A 20,569-nucleotide genomic window follows, 5' to 3' on the forward strand; every position below is an offset into this window, starting at 1 on the left:
CTCGAAAAGCAAGAGAAACTTCATTCTCTTGCTTTTTCATTAATGTTAGTGGATTCGGACGGGCATTTTTTCTGGTTTGTGGTTAATGCGGGATTTGCGGCGTATGATGGGTATAAGGCGTATAAATCGGGAAAAGGATGGAAAGGTGTCGCGGTCGCGGCGGCGTTTGGTTTTGTTGGTGGAGGGCGAATTAAAGCTGCTAAGCAAGCGTCACATAGTGTTTATTTATTGACTAAGAATAGCAAGGTTGTGTATGTAGGAAGAACTAAAAATGTTGTTAGTCGGAGAAGTGCCCATAAACTAGGGAAACATCGAGATGCAACGTTTAGTGTTGTAAAATCGAATCTGACTTATGCAGAAGCTAGAGGATTAGAACATAGATTATATCTAAAATATGGTGGGAAAAAGAAATTGAGAAATGTTATTAGGCCAATAAGCCGTAAGAATAAAAAGTATAAATATTACATGAGTGTATCTAGAAATGCGTACAGATCATTAAAGTAGTTGGGGGGATTAAAATGAAGGAAAAAAAACTGAAGTTACATGAGTTACTTACTTCTAATCTTAACGAAATTAACGATGTTACATTAAAAGAAATTGAGAATAGAATAATGGAGGCTATCAATTTTGACAATAGAAAAATACGTGATCTAACAATAACAGAAGTAAAAATAAAGTTTAAAAAAAACAGGAGCAAATATTTTAAAGAAATCAATCAAGGAGATATTTTTGAAATTTATTTGCGGGACATTAGTAAATATGTGTACGGTATTGTTGTATCGGGGGAAATAAACAAAAATAAGGATGAAGAGATTTTAATTGGTTATTTGAACAAATTCTCTCCCACAGCGCTTCTAATAGATGAAATTTTTCAGTTAGTCAAGCAAAGGAAATTTTTATTCATTGCAAATACAGGAATTAGCGGTATTAGGGAACGTAGGTGGAGATTTGTTACTAATTACTCCGATAAAGTATTTAGTGATGAAGAACTAAGAAAGATACCATATAAAGTCTATTTTTTGGATAAGTATCGTAAGAGCGTCGGGGATAGTGTAAAAGAAATCGCGGAATGTGAAGTGATTTCGAAAGAGGAAGCCGATCAGATTCCTAATCCTCTTGGAATCACTGGTGAGAAAGCGATTGAAAATTTGTTAATTCAAAAATTCCAAGATACTATTTGAACGAGGAAGCAATCTTTTTGCTAAACTCGATGATCCAATTGTAAGGACATATTCCAAATATTTCTTAGTGAGAGGTTATCCGAGAATTTCGAGGATAACCTCTTTTTGTTATATCAAAATACGACGAAGACGGCCGCCGCATTCAAAAGAACGTCAATGGCGTGGTGACGAACTACCACTACCAAGGCGACAGCTATAAAGGATTTTTTATGGACTTTTTTCAATTCGGAATTTTCGAATTAAATTAATGCAACGCTAGTGATTAGACTTCTAAGTAGCAAAGAAAATTGTTATATAAAGATTTTTTTGCTTTGTATCCCCATTACGAACCGTTAAGGAAACTATTTAAATGAATTCTCCCATTTTTTTGAAGAATTAAAAGTGCTAAAGCTGATGATAAAATTGGTCTTGACATAGCTATTTTTTATTTAAGAATTTAAAGAAATGATACCACCAATAAATATTTATTAAACACAAAAGTAAAACTACTACTGCCCACCAAGATCCTTTAAATAATTCAGATATAAAAAATTCTAATTCGTTTCCCCGAGTTCTATACAATGGGAAAATGGATAGAAAAACGGTTATCACTATCAATGATACTATGTTTAATATTGAAAACCTAACTTTCTTAAAAATTCCATATATAGAAAAAAGTATACTTAGAATAATGATACCTACAATTAAAACAAGTAACCAAAATGGTATAGTTGTAAATCCGCTCAAAAAATTCCTCTCCTCTACACATTCAATAATTATATTATAACATATAAAGAAATTTTTGCATTTTATGTTGGATTTTTTAAATTCATTTATTGAAAAAACAAAAAATTTTGATATATTTTATTATGGGTACCCAATAATTATAAAGAAAGGAAGATTAATATTGAAATTGAAGTTAAAGGTATTAATTGCTACTGCAGTGTTATGCTCTAGTCTTTCCACGGTAACCAGCAATACTTTAGCTAATAATAAGGTTACTACAGAACAGCAATTGCAAGCTGAATGGGAAAAGGAAGAAAGAGAAACTCAACAAGCTATCAAAAACTTTCAACCGACTACTGCTGAAGAAAGTAGAAAAAACCTTGAAGCATTGAAAAAAATGGCACCTGAAAAATATGAAGAAGCAACAAAAGTTAACATTCTAGCGAATTCAGGAAAAATGGGAACTGTAGGAGATATTTTAATTACTTATGATAATAAAACATCTGTTTGGGCACATGGACACGCTGCTATTGTTAGAGATAATAATGACTATATTGTAGAAGCGTGGCCGGATGTAGGTGTCCGTGTTTACCAAAATAACTGGGCAAATAGATTCTCTACCAAAAAGAAGTTTTATGTAAAAGACGCATCTTATTCGAAATATGACTCTGCTCAAAAATGGGCTTATTATCAAGTAGGAGATCCTTATAGCCTCACAGCAACAAAAGATAGTGTAGACAAGTTTTACTGCTCACAACTAGTCTGGAAAGCTTGGAACAATACAGGTTATGATTTAGATGCTGATGGTGGCCAAATTGTGACTCCTGCTGATTTAGAAGAGCATAGTTTAACAATAGCATATTAACCATTTTTCAAAAGCAGAACCATTTTTGTTGTTCTGCTTTTGAAAATATAATCATAGAGGAGATAAATTTATTATGAGTCAAAAAGAAAAAAGGACGATAAAAATACTATTAATAATAGTAGCATCAGCTGCATTCATTTGGTTTTTAGGTAATTTACTCTTAGACTTTTTATCTTATAAAAAAAGTAATATTGTAATGAATGAAAATATAGAACTTAAATTAAATGATGGAGAATTGCATTTTATATACTCTCATCCATTCGATGATGGAAGTTATTATTTAAAAACGAAAGACGGCCTTAACTTTGAAAAAGTAAAATTTGACCTAAATGATATATCATATCTTTATAATGACTTTGACAATAATGTTTATTTATTATCGCAACATGCCTTTTCTTACTATAAAATTACAAAAAAAGGAGATGATATCGTTGAAAATAAAGTTCCATTTCCTTTAACTTTTATGTTTAAGGATCAAAATCTAGAAGTGTTTGGAATTAATAAAGACATTCAATCTAATACGCTAGATGTTCGTGATTTAAAATATCATAAGAAATACCAAATAGAATATCCCACTTATTTATCTTTAATGAATTATGATGATAAATACATATATTTATCTAATGATGTTATAGATCAGGAAAAATCTGTGATACGAATCATCAGTAGAGAAAATGGAGAAGAAGTTAAAACAATTGAAATATCAAGCACAGCAACTGATTTAGTATTTTATAAAGATAAAGTGGTTGCTGTAACGGATCATTTTCTACATTTCATAGATAAGAATACTTTTGACGTTATGGACATTTCTTATCCATTAAGTTCAGCAGTAGGAGAAGGCGATAAAGCAATAAGTATAAATAATAAACTCTATGTTAGCTACAACAATAAAGGGAAAGTTTCAATTCTTACTCTTGATGAAAAATACAAATGGGAAAATACTATTAACTTGGATATTAATTATGGTTCAGGTAAATTTATCGATCATCAATTTTTTGTATTAGAACAATACGAGCTATCAGAAGATGCTGGTGGCAAATTAAGTGTTTACGACATCACTGAAGATAAAGTTACATCCATTTTTTTACCGAAACAAGATCGTAAAGTTCAAGATTTTGTCCTGACTAAAAATAATTAAATAGGCAGGAATGGATCCATTCTTTGCAGGGCAATATCATACCCGACACTCCATGTGAAGCGGTGAATATGCAATAAATGGTGTCTATCCTTAATTGCCACTAACACTTTTTTCTTTCAAGTCCCCGAAAACCTTTCTAATAGGAATGCTCCCCCACCTACATTTCGCTTAGAGGTGGGAGACTCCTTTAAAATAAAACTAGAGATTATGGCAGATGGTTTACTTCAAGTGCCACGCGGATTCCTGATTTAATCGCTGTTTGGATCCATCCGTGCGGGACATCCGTGTGCTCGCCGGCAAAATACATTCTTCCTTCTGGAGAAGCGATATGTGGCGAAAGCTCTGTTTCTTGCCATGGTTTATATAATGTAAAACATCCGCTAGAATAAGGATATTTCCCCCAATTATGCGAGATCCCTATCACAAAATGATCGGAAATAGACTGATCATAAATAATCGATAAGGTGTCCAAAGCCTTTCTAATTTGCTCATCTTCGGTTAGGCTTTCCCATGGTAACGCATCATCTTCCCATGTATAGCTAGCTAGCATGACTCCATGTCCTTCTGAGTCGAAATCATGACTTGGAAAATAGGAAAAGCGAGTAGGAAGATCAGTAATGACTCTTCCGCCGTACATTCCTTCCTTTTCCCAAAACCGTTGGCTGAATTGTAAGCCTATTTTGGCCGAAGTAACATAATGAAGCTCGCGAATCGCCTTTCGTTTTTCGTGAGAAACAGAATCGTATGGTTCCATCTGAACAAACTGTAAGGTGGAGAAGGGAATGGTAATGATTGCAATATCACCAGTGTAGTGGTAAAGAGATTTTGTTTGCGGATGAATACAAGAAATGGTCACATCGTGCTGCGTCTGATGAATTTTGACGACTTGACGATTAAAATGAATGTTCGGATATAGTTCAGACAAAAAAGCGTTCGGCAATAAATCGTTGCCGCCTTTAATTTCATAAAAATGCACATCGTCGTTGAAAAGAAGGGACATTTCTCGTAAAACTTCAACCAAAGAAAATTCTGGGAATCCTTCGATCATATGCATAATTTTGATTAATTCAATGGCTGCGTTTGATAAGAAAAGACCATAAGGGTTTGAACGAAGATAGTCGTCCACTGAAAACTTTTCGAAATACTCAATCACAATAGGCCAATGTTTCTTCGGATTTTGAGAGACAAAACGGAAAATCGGTTCGACCATTTTGGTAATGAGTTGATTGACATTTTTTCCTTTTTCCGAAGGGGAGACAGGATAGTTCAAAATGTCAGGATTGCGTAAATATTGACCGTATGTCGTTTTAATTCCATTTAAGTAAAGGATGTCATGAGGGGATGAATTAATGAATGGCTGCAAAGGCAAATTGAATTTTTTTACATATTCCATCACTAAACGGTGAGAGTTCGGAATTCTCATTGCGCCAACATCTAAATAGAGCCCTTCTGTAAATGGAGCCCTTTTTGTGAAAACTCTTCCGCCCACACGGGTCGATGCTTCGATGATTTGCACATTATGTCCGGCGTGGTTTAGCAGGGAAGCTGCCACAAGTCCGGACATTCCTGCTCCTACAATTAAAATTCTTTTGGGATAACTTGATTTTTCTATTCCGCTTTGGATAATTTGGATCATTTTTTTTTCTGATACCATGCTCGTACGATTCCTCCCGCTCTGTGTTCATCACTACATTTTATTTTGCTAGTGAAGGGATTTATGCTATTTTTAACATGTTTTAACATATTTGCTAAAGAGCTTTCGCTTTTTTAAAAAAATATAGCGGGAGAGTTGAAAAGCAGATGCCATATAAAAAGCCATCCATTCCAGAGCGCTTTGGAATGGACGGCTGAAACGATGTCTTGTCCATCTTAATCGGATCGATGTTACCAAAGTTTATAGCCTTTTGAGCCAGGAGGAGCATTTTGGATCATATCAATGAACGGAATCGTATAAGCGATCAAAATCAAGATGATGGCGATGCCGATCCAAAGCTTCCAGTTTTCGAAAACAAGCGGTGTACGTTCTGCCTGTTCGGCTACTTCAGCGACAGGGAACTCTGTTTCTCCTTTTGGAGCAAAGAAAGCTAAATTGGTGACGATAACAAGCACTAAAATAATACCGATGAACAGAATAGTCCCACCGACGGCTTGGGCAATTTGATACGGAATCCATTCAAGGGCCTGCGGTGAATTCGCATATGTTGAAAATGCCGAACGACGCGGAGCGCCAAGCAATCCAGCAAAATGCATCGCACCGGACATAAAGGACATGCCGACCACCCATACAATTGTTTGGATAATGGCCAAGCGATTCATCGCTCTTGTCATGATGCGACCGCTTAAATGAGGAATAAGCCAATAGGCTGCGCCAAAAAATGTAAGAACAACGGTAGTAGCCAATGTTAAATGAAAGTGTCCTGTTACCCAAACGGTATTGTGGACGACCTGATTCAGCTGATTCGAAGCATTGACCAATCCGCCAGCTCCTGCAGGAATGAAAAATAACATCCCGACAAACGGAGCAAAAAAGCGGGCGTCCCCCCAAGGAAGCTTGCGCAGCCATCCAAATAAGCCTGTTGCTCCTTTCGAGCGGCCGTACATTTCAAAAGTGGCAAACATTGCAAAAGCTGTCATTAATGACGGAACCACGACCATAAATGTTAAGACAACCTGAACGTATTTCCAGAACGGGTCAATCCCCGGTTCTGTTAATTGATGGTGGAAGCCAACAGGAGTGGAGAAAAGTAAAAATAAGATAAACGATAGCCGAGCCAATGAATCAGAGAACATTTTGCCGCCGATCACTTTTGGAATAATGGCATACCAAATCATATAGGCTGGCAACAGCCAGAAATAAACGAGCGGGTGACCAAAATACCAAAACAAGGTTCGGCTGACAAGTACATTGATTTGATCGACAAGTCCAAGAGACCATGGTAATAGCTGAATTAAAACAGTAGCTGCTACTCCAAGCGAACAAATCAACCATAGCACCATGTTGACAACAGCCATAAACGAGAGAAGCGGTCCGACCTGTCCTGGATTTGCTTTTTTCCAGCGAGCATAATGAACAAATACGACGAATCCGCTGATCCAGCTGCCGACGACAACAAGGGTTAAGCCGAGGTAAAAACCAGGATGCGCCTGCAGCGGAGCATAAAATGTATATAAAACAGAGGCTTCCCCAATTAAGATGAAAAAGGCTGTGATGGCTGTGCCGATAGTCATTAGCCAAAAGCCAATCCATCCCCAAAAGCGGTTGCGGTCGGAAAAGGCTCCAGTCGTCCGACTGATAGCGGCGAATTGAAATCCAATAATAAAGAATGTGGTTAAAACAAGACCAAGCAATACGCCGTGAGTGGTTAAAATGGTATAATAGCTAATATTTGCAGGTAAATTAAACTTTCCGGAACGAACTAACGTCTGTAGCAGCCCTGCTAAGCCGCCGAGAGCTAGTGCGATAAATGCTACATAAATATGGGCCAGCGCCAATTTAGCGTCGCGGCGATCGACCTTTAACACATCGTTCATTACTTATCCACCACCTTGATTCGGGCTGTCATCATATGGTGACCAGCTCCGCAATATTCATTGCACAAAATGGTATATTCGCCGGTTTTGTCAAATGTTTTTGTTAATGAGTTCACATATCCGGGCTCTACCATCATATTTATATTGGTCCCTACTACTTCAAAGCCGTGAATGACATCTTTGGTTGTAATATTAATCGTCACTTTTGCTCCTTTTGGAATTTCAACCTGAGCCGGCGTATAAGCGAATGCTGATGCCACCATGTTGAGCTGATATTCATTATTTCCTGTTTTGACTAATCCCGGTTTATCAAATGGGGGCGTTTGATCCACTTTCTCTGGATCGATGGTTGTCAAACAGCTTGGCGGCTGGTTTCCTTTAGCGAATGCGCCTACGCCAAGGACGGTTAAAAACACGAATAAGCAGCCAATACCAAAAATCAGCCAAATTTTTTCATATTTGTGTATGTGCATGCCGTCCATTCTCCCCTTTCCCTTAAAGACGTTCTAAAAATAGAAAATAAACACTGACCCATGTGAAGATAAGGAAAAAACCTAGCAAAAACACCGAAACCAGCGTTCCTTTTAAATGGTTGTCTTCTGCCGCTTTTCCTTTTGTCATCCTCCCATACCTCCTTTCCGCTGTACCCCCCAACAAGTGATTACACCTTCATAATACAAAACAAATGATCATTTGGTAGGGGATTTTTGTTATTTCACAAATTGTTCATTCCTTGCTTTAGCACTATTGGAATAGTAAGAAATTAATAGATCCACCTTTTTAAGCAAAATCGTTCATAGGAAATATGACGATATTGTGAACATAGGTTTGCCAGCTGACCTATCATAGATGAACAGTGTTTGTAAAAAATGCACAGTCCGAAGAGTCTTGTGACTTGCTTTTTCATTACACAGCTATGAGGCAAAAGTCGCGACGATGGAGCTTGCAGATCCTGTAAAGCAGCTCGACTGCCTTCCTTTGTTTTAGGGAAATGGACCGGGTTTTCTCTTGTTCATATGTCAAGTTAAAAGATAAAACGAATGATCTCTGGAAAATCAATGAACGGAGGCGAATCTGTCCCTTGTTTTGGCGCGTTTTTGTATAGGAAAAGGAGAGGAATGAATGATAGAAAAGGCCGAGGCAGTGAATGGAATTAGCCGAATAATTCATCTTGTTTTTGTTAAAATGTTCGCTTCTCTCTTGCGATCTCTTTTCAAACAAGGGAAATCATGCTATACTGCTAATAACTTGATATCGCTGACTCACTCATATAATAGCAGGGATATGGCCTGCTAGTTTCTACCGATCAACCGTAAATTGATCGACTATGAGTGGCAATGTCAGAAACGGACGGATGGAATAAATGAAGGCCTTCATTTTGCCGCATGACCCCATCCTTTGTTTTCTATTGGCTTAAAAGACATTGCCTTACTCATACAAAGAGTGGGGGCGATGTTTTTTAAGCTTTTTATTTTCAAAGGAGGAACAGCATGCGAGAATTAATGGAAAAAATCAGAGAAGAAGGAGAAGCGATTTCCGATCATGTGCTGAAGGTGGACCGCTTTTTAAACCACCAAGTTGACCCTGAACTGATGATGCGAATTGGCGAAAATTTTGCGGACGCGTTTCGGAATGAGGGGATCACTAAAGTGCTGACATTGGAATCATCCGGGATCAGTCCCGCTCTAATGACCGCATATATATTGAAGGTGCCGCTTTTATTTGCAAGAAAACGCAAATCTTTAACGCTGCAAAACGATTTGTATACAGCCACTGTCTATTCATTTACGAAGCAGGAATATACCGAAATTTCCGTATCCCGTTCGTTTCTTCAGAAAGACGATCGTGTTTTGATTATTGATGATTTTTTGGCAAACGGTCAAGCAGCATTAGGACTAACAGGAATTGTGCAGCAAGCGGAGGCAGAAGTAGCAGGAATTGGCATTGTGATTGAAAAAGCATTTCAAGATGGCGGAGAGCAGTTGCGCCGCTTAGGTTTTCGGGTGGTGTCTCTTGCCCGCATTACCTCTTTAAAGGAAGGCGTACAATTCGCAGAAGAGGTGATGTGCCAATGAATCCAATCAAATTAGGTTCTTTAGGCCTGCAGCATGTTTTGGCGATGTATGCCGGGGCCATTATTGTTCCTTTAACAGTCGGAGGAGCCTTGAAGCTGACATCAGAGCAGCTGACCTATCTTGTGGCGATTGATTTGTTAATGTGCGGGATTGCTACTTTATTGCAAGTATGGCGTACGGGGTTTTTCGGGATCGGCTTGCCGGTTGTATTAGGCTGTACCTTTACGGCCGTTGGCCCGATGATTGCGATCGGACAGCGGTACGGATTGTCAGCGGTATACGGCGCTATTATCGCTTCTGGAATTTTTGTTATCTTCATTGCCAAGTATTTTAGTAAACTGCGTGTTCTTTTTCCGCCGATTGTGACAGGTTCGGTTGTTACAGTCATCGGTTTGACTCTGATTCCGGCGGCCATGAACAACATGGCAGGCGGACAAGGGGCGAAAGACTTTGGTCATATTGATAATATTGCCCTTTCATTCGGTGTTCTGTTATTGATTATCGTGTTGTATCGGTTTTCTACTGGATTTATTCGTTCGATTGCGATTTTGCTCGGCATGATTGCTGGAACCATTGTGGCAGCATGGATGGGGAAGGTTGATATGAGCGCTGTTCAAGAGGCTTCGTGGCTTCATCTCCCTCATTTATTTTATTTTGGGATGCCTACTTTTAATCTAACAGCTGTCTTAACAATGATTTTAGTCGCAATTGTGAGTTTGGTCGAATCGACAGGCGTCTACTTTGCTTTGAGCGATATTTGCAAACAGCCGTTGACGGACAAAGACTTAGCAAATGGCTATCGCGCGGAAGGCTTGGCCATTTTGCTGGGCGGATTGTTCCAAGCGTTTCCTTACACCACTTACTCGCAAAATGTGGGCCTTGTCCAGCTTTCTGGAGTGAAGAAGCGCCGAGTCATTTATGTGGTGGGAACGATTCTGGTTGTGCTCGGATTGATTCCAAAAGTCGCCGCGCTGACCACGATTATTCCGGCTCCTGTGTTAGGCGGAGCGATGGTGGCGATGTTTGGGATGGTCATTGCTTATGGCATTAAAATGCTCAGCCAAGTGGAGTTTGCCTCACAAGAGAATTTATTTATTATTGCTTGTTCAGTTGGCGTAGGGCTTGGGGTCACAGCGGTGCCAAATTTATTTGCGGAGCTGCCGTCAAGCATTCGAATTTTAACTGATAGCGGCATTGTCGCTGGCAGCCTGACAGCCATTGTTTTAAATATCATTTTCCATGTCTGGCCGGCGAAAAAACGCAGCCATTCCGCTTCTCCCCTTCAAGAGCAGCAAGTATCATAAAGAATAACAAACAGCGCCGTCTCGTCTTTAGCAAAAGCGAGATGGCGCTGTTTTGTATTTTTCTATGCTTTTAAACACTGGACAGAAGGGAGTAAAACTAGCTAAAAATGGCTAACTTCATATATAATATAATATTGTGACTAGATAAAATGCCTTATGTGGTTTCAAAAACGTCAGATATGGCTTTGACAGATTCAAAATATAGAAAGAGAGTGAAGCAGAATGGGACGTAAATGGAACAACATCAAAGAAAAGAAAGCGTCGAAGGATGCGAATACAAGCCGTATTTATGCCAAATTCGGGCGGCAAATTTACGTGGCTGCTAAGCAGGGAGAACCAGATCCAGAGTCAAACCGGGCTTTAAAAATGGTGCTTGAGCGAGCCAAAACATATAGTGTGCCAAAAGCGATTATTGACCGAGCGATTGAAAAAGCGAAGGGAAGCTCGGATGAAAGCTATGATGAATTGCGTTATGAAGGCTTTGGACCGAATGGATCAATGGTCATTGTCGATGCGCTTACGAATAATGTGAATCGGACAGCATCAGAGGTGCGCGCAGCCTTCGGTAAAAACGGCGGCAATATGGGAGTAAGCGGATCGGTATCGTATATGTTTGATGCCACGGCTGTCATTGGTGTCGAAGGGAAGACGGTGGATGAAGTGCTTGAACTATTAATGGAAGCAGATATTGATGCGCGCGATATTTTGGAAGAGGATGAAACGGTGATCGTTTACGCCGAACCCGATCAATTCCATGCGATGCAGGAGGTGTTTCAGCGCGCAGGAATCACAGAATTTACCGTGGCTGAACTGACCATGCTCCCACAAAATTATGTCACGCTTTCTGATGAAGCGCTGGCTCAATTTAAAAAAATGATCGACGCATTGGAAGATTTAGAGGATGTTCAGCGCGTGTACCATAATGTCGATATGGATGAATAATGGCTTAAGCTCCGAAGTGTGTTGAAATAGGAAAAATAATGAACGATCCGTGCTGTGAACGGGAAAGATGGCCGATGTGCCAATCATTTTATCTTTGAGCGGTAGACATGTTGAATAGATTTGATCTGTATGACAGACAGAAGAGGCTGTTTCTATGAGCAGCCTCTTTTTTATATAGAATCGTTTTTCTGTTTCATACGATTTTTCGATGATTTCCATGAATGATGTTCCAACAGCGATGGACGGCACGTTTTCCTGACCAGGTGGAAGAAGAAAAGGAAAGAATGGAATCATTTGCATTTTTTTTAACACAAAGGGAATAGTACAGGTAGCTGATGAAAAAAGAGGTGGTTGTATGCCTGCGATTATTTCCGCTGGTCTTGCTTCATTGCCATTTACGGTTACGCAAGACGAGATACGTCAATATGTGAAACGGCTTTTTGCGTCCTCTGTTCCACATATCGAGCGGCTGCTGCCGGTCTTTGCGAACGGCGGCATTCAATCGCGATCGTTCGTTCAGCCGCTTGAGTGGTATGAAAAACGGCACGGCTTTTCAGAAAAAAACGAGCTATATATAGACCGCGCTGTCCATTATGGATGTGAGGCGATTGAAAAATGCTTAAGCAATGAGACCTTTTTGTCTAAACCGATCAACTATGAAGAAGTAGAAGCGATTTTTTATATTTCCACTACTGGCCTTGCCACGCCAAGTATCGAAGCAAGAATCATGAACCAACTGCCGTTTTCTCCTCATACGAAGCGTGTGCCGATTTGGGGATTAGGCTGCGCGGGTGGAGCGGCCGGGCTAGCGCGCGCTTATGAATATTGCTTAGCGTTTCCGAAAGCAAAGGTGCTGGTCGTCGCCGCTGAATTTTGCAGTCTCACCTTTCAGCCGCATGATACCGGAAAAAGCAATTTGATTGGCACATCGTTATTTGCTGACGGGGTTGCCTGTCTTTGTGTGGCAGGGGATGAAGCTGTCGATAACGTGCCTCGTCCGCATATTGTTGATGTGCAGTCGGTGCTTATGCCGCATTCTGAAGAGGTAATGGGGTGGAACATTCAGGATGATGGTTGGTTTGTCGTCTTTTCCAAAGATATTCCATCACTCGTTCGTTCATGGCTGAAGCCGAATGTAGAAGCATTTTTGCAAAGAAACGGCCTGGCGCTGCAGGACCTGCGCCATTTGATTGCCCACCCAGGAGGAAAAAAAGTCATTGAAGCCTATCAAGAAGCGCTTATGATGGATGAGTCAAAAACAAATGGATCCTTTGAGATTTTGCGTCGATTTGGCAATATGTCTTCTGCTACGGTCTATTTTGTTCTCGAACAATTTATGCAGCAGCCCATTCCAAAAGGTGATTATGGTTTAATGATGGCCCTTGGCCCAGGATTTAGCGCGGAGCTCATTTTAATGTGCTGGGAGTGAATAACGTATGCTCATTTATGCCTTCTTTTGTCTTATTGTGTCCATGCGGGTGCTTGAATTATGGATCGCTAAACGGAATGAGCGGAGATTAAAGGCGATAGGGGCAAAGGAGTTTGGCCGTGCGCACTATCGTTGGATGGTCATTATGCATACGTTTTTTTTACTTTCTTTTTTGTTTGAGTCACTATACAAAGGAGGGCATCTTTCGCCATGGTGGCCATTCTTTTTTGGCGTGTTTCTTATTGTTCAATGGTTGCGCATTTGGTCCATTGTTTCATTAGGCCCGTTTTGGAATACTAAAATTTTGATCTTGCCTAACGCTCATGTCGTGGTAAAAGGGCCCTATCGCTTTTTGCGCCACCCCAATTATCTGGTTGTTGTTCTTGAATTTTTGCTTATTCCTTTGTTGTTTCAAGCGTACATAACGGCGGTTGTGTTTTCTTTTTTGAACGTTTGCGTCTTATTTGTCCGAATTTCGACTGAAGAAAAAGCGCTTGCCGCCATGACAGATTATGAATCTCGTTTTCGAAATCGCTCTCGTTTTTTTCCGTTTCTCCCTGCCAAATAACGGCGGGAGATTTTTTTGCAATTTTTTATGTTGGGAAATGTGCGCAAATACAGTAAAATAGGTATATATGTTGCAAACGTAAGGGGTTTTGATACATGGTTCAGATAACACAACGTTCATCATTGCGTCCTTGGCTTGCCAAACTAGCTTATCTTCATGACGAATGGGTGAACGAGGGAGATCAAGAAAATGCCAAAAAAGCACAGCAGCTGTTGCGAAAAATAGCAGATGAGGAATTTTCCATTGCCTTTTGTGGCCATTTTTCTGCTGGAAAATCAAGCATCATCAATGAATTAATCGGTGAACCGCTGCTGCCGTCAAGTCCGATTCCGACAAGCGCTAACCTTGTCAAAGTGAAGGCTGGACGGGAATATGCCCGCGTTTTTTATAAGAACGGACAGTCGGTCGAATATGCGTCTCCCTATGAATATGAACAAATTCGTGCATATTGCAAAAACGGAGAGGAAATTGAAGCGATCGAGATCAGCCGGAAAACGACGCACATCCCCGAAGGTGTGGCGATTTTGGATACTCCAGGCATTGACTCGACGGACGATGCGCATCGGCTTGCTACTGAATCAGCGCTTCATTTGGCAGATGTCGTCTTTTATATGATGGATTATAACCATGTTCAATCGGAATTAAATTTTCAATTTACAAAGGAATTGACAAGTGACGGAAAGGCATTGTATTTAATTGTCAATCAGATTGATAAGCACCGTGATGGAGAGCTTTCGTTTTCAGAGTTTCAGCAATCGGTGCGCGAGGCGTTTCGCCAATGGAATGTTCAGGTGGAGCGTATCTTTTTTACCTCTCTGAAAGAACGAGAACATCCATTCAATGAATTGAATGAGCTTGTCCATTTTTTCCAGCTGCTATTTGCCGAAAAAGAGGCGCGGCTTCTCTCCGGAGTCGAGGTGGCAGCTAAGCGGCTTGTCAGCGATCACCTTGCTTTTATAGAAAACCAGGATGCCAAAGAGGAAGAGGCCATTTATGCTCGTATGGAGCATGTAACGAAATCCAAGGAAGAAAGTGATATCGATGATCTTGAGAGCCGACTGCATGAGATTGATGCGCTTTGCGCGGAGGTGGAGACGAAGTTTCAGCAGGAGCTTGACAGCATTTTAGAGCATGCGTATGTCATGCCGTTTGAAACGAGAGAATTGGCGAAAGCTTATTTGCAATCGGTTCAGCCGGATTTTAAAATCGGGTTCCTGTTTAGTAAAGCAAAAACAGAGCAGGAACGGAAAGCAAGGCTCACGGCATTTTACGAAAATGTGAAAGAAAAAGCGACATCACAAATCGAATGGCATGTACGCGACCATCTTGTTCGGTTTTTAAAAGAGCATGACATTGGCGATGTCCAGTTAATGAGCCAATGTCAGCAGTTGTCTGTTGTATGGAGTGAGCAGCTGCTAGAGTCGCTTGTTAAAAAAGGAGCGGGGGTTACAGGAGAATCTGTATTAAATTATACAAATGATGTGGCGACGGAATTGAAAAAGCGGTATCGAAGCGAAGCGATGCACATCTTTGCCCCTGTTTTTTCCTTCTGGAAAAATACGGTGCAAGCAGAGCGAAATGAGCTTGCCGAGCAATTAAAAATAGAAAAGGAAAAGCAGCAGCTGCTTGATGAATTAGCGAAACGAAAGCAGCAGCGTGACGACCATTACGCCCAATTGCTAGCGCTATTGGAATCCGAGGCTCCTAGCCATATACAGGAAGCGCGGGTTCAGGAGCTTGTCAGCGAATTAACGCCAATTCAAGTTGAGCAGGCTGTGCCTTCTGTCGGCAAAGAACAGCATTCGAATGCTGCGCGTCAAGCAGAAAAAAGTGAGGCGATTCACAGCGAATCGGTGTCATTAAGCAGTGATAAAACAAAAGAAAAAACAGCGAAAGCGATTGTCAATTTACGTCAAGCTGCCGAGCTTGTGTCTGGCATTCCAGGCATGACACGTTTTATTCATGGATTGACGGAAAAAGCGAGCCGCCTTGAAAACCGAACATTTACCGTGGCGCTGTTTGGGGCGTTCAGCGCCGGAAAATCATCGTTCGCCAACGCGTTAATGGGAGAGCAGTTATTGCCATCGTCACCGAATCCAACGACGGCAACCATTAATAAAATTGTGCCGCCGACTTCTAGCTATCCACATGGCACAGTGGTCGTTCAGATGAAAACAGCCTCACAGCTGTTAAAGGATTTGCAAAACTCGTTGCGCTATTTTCATTTGAAGGCAGAAACGATGGAAGAGGCGCTGGGAGCGTGCGAAAAAGCGCTGTTGATCGAAACGGTCGAAGCGAAGGAAAAGCCGCATTATACGTTCCTGCAGTCGGTCGTCCGCGGATACACAGACGTAAAGGACGTGCTGGGAACCTCTTTGCAAATCGGTCTTGATGAATTCCAGCAATATGTAGCTGATGAGACGAAAGCCTGCTTTGTGGAGTGGATGGAGCTGTATTATGACTGTGCGCTCACTCGGCAGGGCATTGCGCTGGTCGATACGCCAGGGGCGGACTCCATTAATGCCCGTCATACAGGAGTAGCGTTTGAATACATTAAAAATGCCGATGCTGTTTTGTTTGTCACTTACTATAATCATGCCTTCTCGAAAGCAGACCGCGAGTTTTTAATCCAGCTTGGGCGCGTCAAAGACACATTCAGCATGGATAAAATGTTTTTTATCGTCAATGCTGCGGATCTGGCGAATTCACAAGAAGAGTTAGAAACGGTCACTTCCTATGTGAAAGAGCAGCTCGAGCATTTCGGCATCCGTTTTCCGCGCTTGTATGCCTTATCAAGCCGATTGGCTCTTGAGGAGAAAACAGAAAAAAAACAGCAGCACCATTACGGGATTTTGCGCGAATCTGGGATTCGCGCCTTCGAAGCGGATTTTATTCGCTTCATTATGGGAGAATTAACAAATGTAGCCGTAGCGGAGGCGTACGCTGAACTGAAGCGCCTGCGTGCGACTTTGCAAGACTATATGGTCCAAGCGAAACAAGGAAATGAAGAAAAGGCAGCGAAGCGGCAAAAGCTGGGCGACGAACAGGCTCGGATTCAGGCGCTGCTTCAATCCTCTGATCTTGCTATGGATAGGCAAGCATTAAAACAAGAAATTGCTGAATTAGCGTATTATATCAAGCAGCGTATTTCATTCCGCATGGGCGATTGGTTTAAAGAAGCGTTCAATCCGGCTGCATTGCGTGATGATGGCCGGGATATCCGTCAGGCGCTTTCTGGCTGCCTGCGCGAGCTGCTTCAATCTGTCGGTTTTGATTTGGCGCAAGAAATGCGGGCAACGAGCTTGCGCATTGAACGTTTTCTTACAAACAAGGCACAGGATCGCTTTCAACTGCTCGCAAATGAGATCGGCCGCATTCATCAGGGAATTACGCTATCGAAGGTCGAGCTTCCTGCATTTGCGACACTGGAGTTTTCTGAAGGGCTTGAGCAGCTGAATGAATCACACTTTAAAAAAGCGCTGTCGCTTTATAAAAATGCAAAAGCATTTTTTGAACGGGATGAAAAGCGGCTCATGAGAGAAGAAATTGAAAAGCAGCTGCAGCAGCCAATTCATGAATATGTGTCCGAAAATGGAGCGCGCCTCTTTGCATTTTATCAAGAAGAACACGAAAAGCGGATCCATCATTTGCTTTATGCGCTGCAGCAACAAATGGATGACTATTTTGCAGGCCTCATGACGGCACTTACCGAACAAGTGGATGTAGAACATCTCGGTAAAGTGGAGGAGCAGCTGTCGGCTCTCTTACCACAAAATGAGTAATTAGAAAAAAACTGAAGCGGTGATTGAACGTGCGATTGAAGATAGGGGAGAAAGCGAACGATGACGCGGTTTCATGCTTGTGCCACGTGCATTCATTATCGGATGAAAAAAACAGAGAACGGAATGTACCGCTATTGTCAACGGCTCGGCTATGAAACGAAGCCGCATTATCAATTTCGCTGCTGGACGCCAAAGCCGCACGTTCGATCACTAATGGAAAAAGAACGAGCAAGAGAGGAGAAAAAAGATGAGTGAAGTTCATCATGCGATCACAGCACATTCTCATAAGCAGCATAGACTGATCAAGCAGTTTTTACAGCTCGATGCACAACGCGAGCGCTATATTGAGGAAGCGGTGGAGCATTGCCGAAATGGACAGCCATTTACTGTTGAAAAGATTAATGAGACGACCAAGCAAATCAATGAGCTGGCTAAACAAGGTGTGGTTCCGCAGCGAAAATACGTGACTGTCGACATGGTCGCGGAATACGTAGAACGTCTAAAAACGAAAGGGGAACGTAAATGAAATATATCGTTTCGCCACAATGGATGTCTGAAAGGCTCTCTCGCGATGATGTGCGGGTCATTGACTGCCGCTTTTACATGGGCGATTCTTCCCGCGGCATAAATGAGTACATACAATCTCATATTCCAGGCGCGCTTTATTTTGACTTAGAAAGAGATTTGTCCGGTCCTGTCCATGAACACGGGGGACGGCATCCGCTTCCTGAGTTTGATGAATTGATTGAGAAATTATCAGCGGCTGGAATTGACCGTGATACGACGGTTGTTGCTTATGACGATCAAGATGGTGCAATGGCCGCTCGTTTTTGGTGGCTGCTGCGCTATTTAGGGCATGAACGTGTTTATGTGTTGGATGGCGGCTATACGAGATGGAAAGAGGCTGGATATCCGATAACCGAAGAAGTGGTTGTATTTCCGAAGCGTACCTTTATTCCTGCTTATCAGCCATCTCTTTTGGCGACGACAGAAGATGTAAGACGCGCAAGTGAACAGGCTTCCGCCATTTTGGTGGATTCACGCGAGCCGAAGCGTTATTTGGGCATTGAAGAGCCTATTGATCGAATGGCTGGCCATATTCCTGGAGCAAAAAATTGTTTTTGGAAAGATGCACTAACAAGCGAAGGATATTGGAAGAAGCCGCATGAGCAAGCCGCGCGTTTTGCTTCCATTTCGAAGGACGAGAAGATTATCGTGTATTGCGGTTCAGGTGTCACCGCTTGTCCGAATGTTCTCGCGCTATCGGAAGCGGGCTATACGAACGTGCAGCTATATGTAGGCAGCTTTAGCGATTGGATTTCTTATCCGGATCATCCGATTGCAACAGGAGAGAATTAACAGCATACTTTCCATGCGGCTGACGGAAACTACATATGCAGTTCCTGATTTTCAAAAGAGGTGAAGCAAGTGGGCCGCACAAAGCTCGGAAACGCAAATGCACAGCGCAACAATAACGCCAAGCAAAAAAACGGATTCAACAACGAGTTTGCTTCTTATGCTGAAATAGAAGCGAAAAAAATGCAAAACGACCATAAAAACAGTCGCTAGCATGTGTATGTCTAAGACGGGATCAAGTGGAGCTATTTTTTATCAAGCGTTTGTGAATGGAAAGGGCTAGGAAAATATACAGCCCTTTCTCTTTTTTTTCTTTTATGCTTAAATGGTGATAGGAGGGAAAAGCATGAAAAAAATCGTTGCTATTGTTTTGCTGCTCGGTTTGACTGGATATGGGATTTGGCAGGCTTTGGCAGCCGAACAGCAAAATCGGAAAGCGGGGCTGGCCGTTGGTGATATCGCATATGATTTTGCATTAAAGACCCCAGAGGGTCAACAAATTCGTTTATCGGATTTGCGCGGCAAGCCAGTGATCATCAATTTCTGGGCAACTTGGTGCCCGCCTTGTCAGAAGGAAATGCCGGATATTGAGAAGTTTTACAAGCAGTACAAAGATGATGTGGAGCTTTTATCTGTTCATTTAACATCACAGGACCGCCGCGAAAACTTAAGCCCATTTATGAAAAAATATGGCTTAACCTTTCCGATTGTGATGGATGAAAAAGGAGAGGTATTAAAGCTGTATAACATTCAAACCATTCCGACGACCTATATTATTGATGGTCAAGGCGTCATTCGCAAAAAGGTAATCGGGCCGATGACATATAAACAAATGCAAGATATCATAAGCCGTCTTCCGTAAGAAGCATCCTTCAACATGAAGGAGCTTCTTTTTATTTTTTTCGAAAATTTGTAATAAATTTTGCTTATTTGGGAAATTATTAAAATTATAATAAAAATGAGAGGGGTTGGATCAAATGAGAAAGAACCGAAAGCTGACATTTGAACAATTAGTGTTGGAAAATAAACGGCAATTGTTAAATGATGAGAAAGCGATGGAGGAAATCGAAAAAAAATTAGAGGAACGGATGCTGAAAAAGGCAGAGTAAAATGATGCATAAGCCGATTTAAACCGAGCACACTAGATGGTGAGGAGGCGAGAGTCATGAGCAATCCAAAAGGAAGCAGAAAACATTTCGTTCCAAACCATCTAGGCACTCAGCCGCGTGCTGCGGGCGGAAATAAAGGAAAAAAAATGCAGGATCAATCAGGGCAGCACGCTCAAGTCATCCAAACAAAGGGTGAGTAATTTTTTGTTAACATAATAAAATTATTATAAAATTAAATCGATATCAAGGAGGAACTGAAGATGGCTTATCAACGTCCAAACCCAGATGATCGCAGTGATAATGTTGAGAAATTACAAAACATGGTGCAAAATACCATTGAAAATATAGAAGAAGCCCACGAAGCCATCCCTTTTTCTTCATCAGAAGAACGAAAACAGATCGAAGCCAAAAATAAACGGCGTGAAGAAGCCATTGCTGCGCTGCGTTCTGAAATTAAAGATGAAGCGGCAGCGCGCCAAAACGGTTATCAGTAACAATGAAAGAAGACGATCCCGCTGATGCTGCGGATCGTCTTCTTTGCTATTTACAGGACAAAAGGTCATTCATATGGTAAGATAAAGAAA

The 20,569-nt window shown here is 41.4% G+C and carries 21 protein-coding genes, 2 pseudogenes and 1 riboswitch; of the genes and pseudogenes, 19 read left to right on the forward strand and 4 right to left on the reverse strand.

The window, feature by feature from the left end; all coding sequences use genetic code 11:
* Nucleotides 1-39: 39 nt before the first annotated feature.
* The 5 genes and pseudogenes from GFC28_RS20195 to GFC28_RS02665 all read left to right on the forward strand — a co-directional run.
* A pseudogene (locus tag GFC28_RS20195) lies at nt 40-504 on the forward strand (RHS repeat domain-containing protein); the annotation flags it as partial.
* Nucleotides 505-518: 14 nt separating this feature from the next.
* Nucleotides 519-1,181 carry an Imm26 family immunity protein gene (locus GFC28_RS02650; RefSeq protein ID WP_044746044.1) on the forward strand — a complete coding sequence of 221 codons (663 nt, stop codon included), beginning with the start codon at nt 519-521 and terminating at the stop codon, nt 1,179-1,181.
* Between the two features lie 104 nt (nt 1,182-1,285).
* Nucleotides 1,286-1,375 (forward strand): annotated as a pseudogene (locus GFC28_RS20200) (RHS repeat-associated core domain-containing protein); the annotation flags it as partial.
* 692 nt (nt 1,376-2,067) lie between these two features.
* A complete protein-coding gene (locus GFC28_RS02660; RefSeq protein ID WP_052661022.1) occupies nt 2,068-2,751 on the forward strand; it encodes a YiiX/YebB-like N1pC/P60 family cysteine hydrolase in 684 nt (227 codons plus the stop codon).
* Between the two features lie 73 nt (nt 2,752-2,824).
* The gene (locus tag GFC28_RS02665) at nt 2,825-3,889 is read left to right on the forward strand and encodes a hypothetical protein (protein WP_044746042.1); all 1,065 of its coding nucleotides are present in this window, start codon (nt 2,825-2,827) and stop codon (nt 3,887-3,889) included.
* A 205-nt stretch (nt 3,890-4,094) separates the two neighbouring features.
* On the opposite strand, the gene GFC28_RS02670 is transcribed toward GFC28_RS02665, so the two are convergent.
* The 4 genes from GFC28_RS02670 to GFC28_RS02685 form a co-directional block, all read right to left on the reverse strand.
* The gene (locus tag GFC28_RS02670; protein WP_044746041.1) at nt 4,095-5,543 is read right to left on the reverse strand and encodes a flavin monoamine oxidase family protein; all 1,449 of its coding nucleotides are present in this window, start codon (nt 5,541-5,543) and stop codon (nt 4,095-4,097) included.
* A gap of 230 nt (nt 5,544-5,773) precedes the next feature.
* Nucleotides 5,774-7,420 (reverse strand): b(o/a)3-type cytochrome-c oxidase subunit 1, encoded by a 1,647-nt coding sequence (locus tag GFC28_RS02675; RefSeq protein WP_044746040.1) that lies wholly within the window; start codon nt 7,418-7,420, stop codon nt 5,774-5,776.
* On the reverse strand, nt 7,420-7,893 hold the full coding sequence (locus tag GFC28_RS02680; RefSeq protein ID WP_044746051.1) for a cytochrome c oxidase subunit II: 474 nt from the start codon (nt 7,891-7,893) through the stop codon (nt 7,420-7,422). The genes GFC28_RS02675 and GFC28_RS02680 overlap by 1 nt, the downstream gene beginning before the upstream one ends.
* A 22-nt stretch (nt 7,894-7,915) precedes the next feature.
* Nucleotides 7,916-8,041, reverse strand: a complete 126-nt coding sequence (locus GFC28_RS02685) for a hypothetical protein (RefSeq protein ID WP_044746039.1) — start codon at nt 8,039-8,041, stop codon at nt 7,916-7,918.
* Between the two features lie 625 nt (nt 8,042-8,666).
* Nucleotides 8,667-8,768: riboswitch (purine riboswitch) on the forward strand.
* 142 nt (nt 8,769-8,910) lie between these two features.
* Here GFC28_RS02685 and GFC28_RS02690 point away from each other — a divergent pair.
* The 14 genes from GFC28_RS02690 to tlp all read left to right on the forward strand — a co-directional run bounded on the left by GFC28_RS02690 (nt 8,911) and on the right by tlp (nt 20,479).
* Nucleotides 8,911-9,495, forward strand: a complete 585-nt coding sequence (locus tag GFC28_RS02690; protein ID WP_044746038.1) for a xanthine phosphoribosyltransferase — start codon at nt 8,911-8,913, stop codon at nt 9,493-9,495.
* Nucleotides 9,492-10,799 carry a nucleobase:cation symporter-2 family protein gene (locus tag GFC28_RS02695; RefSeq protein WP_044746037.1) on the forward strand — a complete coding sequence of 436 codons (1,308 nt, stop codon included), beginning with the start codon at nt 9,492-9,494 and terminating at the stop codon, nt 10,797-10,799. The genes GFC28_RS02690 and GFC28_RS02695 overlap by 4 nt, the downstream gene beginning before the upstream one ends.
* A 222-nt stretch (nt 10,800-11,021) precedes the next feature.
* Nucleotides 11,022-11,741: a YebC/PmpR family DNA-binding transcriptional regulator gene (locus tag GFC28_RS02700; RefSeq protein ID WP_044746036.1), complete on the forward strand. Its 720-nt coding sequence runs from the start codon at nt 11,022-11,024 to the stop codon at nt 11,739-11,741.
* 355 nt (nt 11,742-12,096) lie between these two features.
* Nucleotides 12,097-13,170 (forward strand): type III polyketide synthase, encoded by a 1,074-nt coding sequence (locus GFC28_RS02705; RefSeq protein WP_044746035.1) that lies wholly within the window; start codon nt 12,097-12,099, stop codon nt 13,168-13,170.
* Between the two features lie 7 nt (nt 13,171-13,177).
* Nucleotides 13,178-13,738 (forward strand): isoprenylcysteine carboxyl methyltransferase family protein, encoded by a 561-nt coding sequence (locus tag GFC28_RS02710; RefSeq protein ID WP_044746034.1) that lies wholly within the window; start codon nt 13,178-13,180, stop codon nt 13,736-13,738.
* Between the two features lie 95 nt (nt 13,739-13,833).
* Nucleotides 13,834-17,520 carry a dynamin family protein gene (locus GFC28_RS02715; protein WP_044746033.1) on the forward strand — a complete coding sequence of 1,229 codons (3,687 nt, stop codon included), beginning with the start codon at nt 13,834-13,836 and terminating at the stop codon, nt 17,518-17,520.
* A gap of 60 nt (nt 17,521-17,580) precedes the next feature.
* Entirely contained in the window at nt 17,581-17,775 is a 195-nt protein-coding gene (locus tag GFC28_RS02720) for a hypothetical protein (RefSeq protein ID WP_044746032.1), read from the forward strand.
* Nucleotides 17,768-18,046, forward strand: a complete 279-nt coding sequence (locus GFC28_RS02725; protein WP_044746031.1) for a YpbS family protein — start codon at nt 17,768-17,770, stop codon at nt 18,044-18,046. The genes GFC28_RS02720 and GFC28_RS02725 overlap by 8 nt, the downstream gene beginning before the upstream one ends.
* Complete coding sequence (locus GFC28_RS02730) at nt 18,043-18,879, forward strand: sulfurtransferase (RefSeq protein WP_044746030.1); 837 nt, start codon at nt 18,043-18,045, stop codon at nt 18,877-18,879. Before GFC28_RS02725 ends, GFC28_RS02730 begins: the two co-directional genes overlap by 4 nt.
* Nucleotides 18,880-18,948: 69 nt before the next feature.
* A complete protein-coding gene (locus GFC28_RS19440; protein ID WP_172798632.1) occupies nt 18,949-19,089 on the forward strand; it encodes a hypothetical protein in 141 nt (46 codons plus the stop codon).
* A gap of 133 nt (nt 19,090-19,222) precedes the next feature.
* The gene (locus GFC28_RS02735; protein ID WP_044746029.1) at nt 19,223-19,738 is read left to right on the forward strand and encodes a TlpA disulfide reductase family protein; all 516 of its coding nucleotides are present in this window, start codon (nt 19,223-19,225) and stop codon (nt 19,736-19,738) included.
* A 115-nt stretch (nt 19,739-19,853) separates the two neighbouring features.
* Nucleotides 19,854-19,985 carry an FbpB family small basic protein gene (locus GFC28_RS18665; RefSeq protein ID WP_080861042.1) on the forward strand — a complete coding sequence of 44 codons (132 nt, stop codon included), beginning with the start codon at nt 19,854-19,856 and terminating at the stop codon, nt 19,983-19,985.
* Nucleotides 19,986-20,041: 56 nt separating this feature from the next.
* Nucleotides 20,042-20,185 carry an acid-soluble spore protein N gene (locus GFC28_RS02740; protein ID WP_044746028.1) on the forward strand — a complete coding sequence of 48 codons (144 nt, stop codon included), beginning with the start codon at nt 20,042-20,044 and terminating at the stop codon, nt 20,183-20,185.
* Between the two features lie 60 nt (nt 20,186-20,245).
* Nucleotides 20,246-20,479, forward strand: coding sequence for a small acid-soluble spore protein Tlp (gene tlp, locus GFC28_RS02745; protein ID WP_044746027.1), 234 nt, complete (start codon nt 20,246-20,248; stop codon nt 20,477-20,479).
* Nucleotides 20,480-20,569 lie beyond the last annotated feature (90 nt).

The organism is Anoxybacillus sp. B2M1 (genome assembly GCF_001634265.1).
Classification (GTDB): domain Bacteria; phylum Bacillota; class Bacilli; order Bacillales; family Anoxybacillaceae; genus Anoxybacteroides; species Anoxybacteroides rupiense.

Excerpts from the sequence above, each read along its gene's own strand:
- GFC28_RS02740 (WP_044746028.1), top strand. The coding sequence starts at position 20,042 with ATGAGCAATCCAAAAGGAAGCAGAAAACATTTCGTTCCAAACCATCTA.
- GFC28_RS02665 (WP_044746042.1), top strand. The coding sequence starts at position 2,825 with ATGAGTCAAAAAGAAAAAAGGACGATAAAAATACTATTAATAATAGTA.
- tlp (WP_044746027.1), top strand. The coding sequence starts at position 20,246 with ATGGCTTATCAACGTCCAAACCCAGATGATCGCAGTGATAATGTTGAG.
- GFC28_RS02675 (WP_044746040.1), bottom strand. The coding sequence starts at position 7,420 with ATGAACGATGTGTTAAAGGTCGATCGCCGCGACGCTAAATTGGCGCTG.
- GFC28_RS02720 (WP_044746032.1), top strand. The coding sequence starts at position 17,581 with ATGACGCGGTTTCATGCTTGTGCCACGTGCATTCATTATCGGATGAAA.
- GFC28_RS02690 (WP_044746038.1), top strand. The coding sequence starts at position 8,911 with ATGCGAGAATTAATGGAAAAAATCAGAGAAGAAGGAGAAGCGATTTCC.
- GFC28_RS02680 (WP_044746051.1), bottom strand. The coding sequence starts at position 7,893 with ATGCACATACACAAATATGAAAAAATTTGGCTGATTTTTGGTATTGGC.
- GFC28_RS02715 (WP_044746033.1), top strand. The coding sequence starts at position 13,834 with ATGGTTCAGATAACACAACGTTCATCATTGCGTCCTTGGCTTGCCAAA.
- GFC28_RS18665 (WP_080861042.1), top strand. The coding sequence starts at position 19,854 with ATGAGAAAGAACCGAAAGCTGACATTTGAACAATTAGTGTTGGAAAAT.
- GFC28_RS02650 (WP_044746044.1), top strand. The coding sequence starts at position 519 with ATGAAGGAAAAAAAACTGAAGTTACATGAGTTACTTACTTCTAATCTT.
- GFC28_RS02735 (WP_044746029.1), top strand. The coding sequence starts at position 19,223 with ATGAAAAAAATCGTTGCTATTGTTTTGCTGCTCGGTTTGACTGGATAT.
- GFC28_RS02710 (WP_044746034.1), top strand. The coding sequence starts at position 13,178 with ATGCTCATTTATGCCTTCTTTTGTCTTATTGTGTCCATGCGGGTGCTT.
- GFC28_RS02730 (WP_044746030.1), top strand. The coding sequence starts at position 18,043 with ATGAAATATATCGTTTCGCCACAATGGATGTCTGAAAGGCTCTCTCGC.
- GFC28_RS02695 (WP_044746037.1), top strand. The coding sequence starts at position 9,492 with ATGAATCCAATCAAATTAGGTTCTTTAGGCCTGCAGCATGTTTTGGCG.
- GFC28_RS02700 (WP_044746036.1), top strand. The coding sequence starts at position 11,022 with ATGGGACGTAAATGGAACAACATCAAAGAAAAGAAAGCGTCGAAGGAT.
- GFC28_RS02670 (WP_044746041.1), bottom strand. The coding sequence starts at position 5,543 with ATGGTATCAGAAAAAAAAATGATCCAAATTATCCAAAGCGGAATAGAA.
- GFC28_RS02725 (WP_044746031.1), top strand. The coding sequence starts at position 17,768 with ATGAGTGAAGTTCATCATGCGATCACAGCACATTCTCATAAGCAGCAT.
- GFC28_RS02685 (WP_044746039.1), bottom strand. The coding sequence starts at position 8,041 with ATGACAAAAGGAAAAGCGGCAGAAGACAACCATTTAAAAGGAACGCTG.
- GFC28_RS02705 (WP_044746035.1), top strand. The coding sequence starts at position 12,097 with ATGCCTGCGATTATTTCCGCTGGTCTTGCTTCATTGCCATTTACGGTT.